This window comes from Methylobacterium sp. A54F (assembly GCF_053346035.1).
Genome location: NZ_JBKFBF010000114.1, coordinates 1 through 310, shown reverse-complemented (window position 1 = coordinate 310; position 310 = coordinate 1). Strand labels below are relative to the sequence as shown.

Annotated in this window: 1 pseudogene; it reads left to right on the top strand. The window is 77.4% G+C overall.

The annotated features are described in order from the left end of the window. Nucleotides 1-170 (top strand): annotated as a pseudogene (locus ACLBXP_RS25570) (allantoinase); the annotation flags it as partial. Nucleotides 171-310 lie beyond the last annotated feature (140 nt).

The following is a 310-nucleotide window of genomic DNA, read 5'->3' as shown; positions in this document are numbered from 1 at the left end:
AGGGCGAGACCGCCCCGAAGATGATGTCGGTCGGCCTGCACTGCCGCCTCGTCGGCCGCCCCGGACGCGTCGCGGCGCTGGCCCGCTTCCTCGGCCACGTCGCCGCCCACGACCGCGTCTGGGTGGCCCGCCGGGTCGACATCGCCGAGCACTGGGCCCGCCGCCACCCGCCGCGGTGAGGGCTGCCTTTTGGGGACCCTGCCCCCCCGCGGCCGCGACCTGAGGCGGCCGCTGGAGGCGGGCCTCGGATGCCCTCCGGACGGCGCGGAGCTTCCTGGAGCCCTCCTTCGAGGCTTCGCTGCGCTGCGCT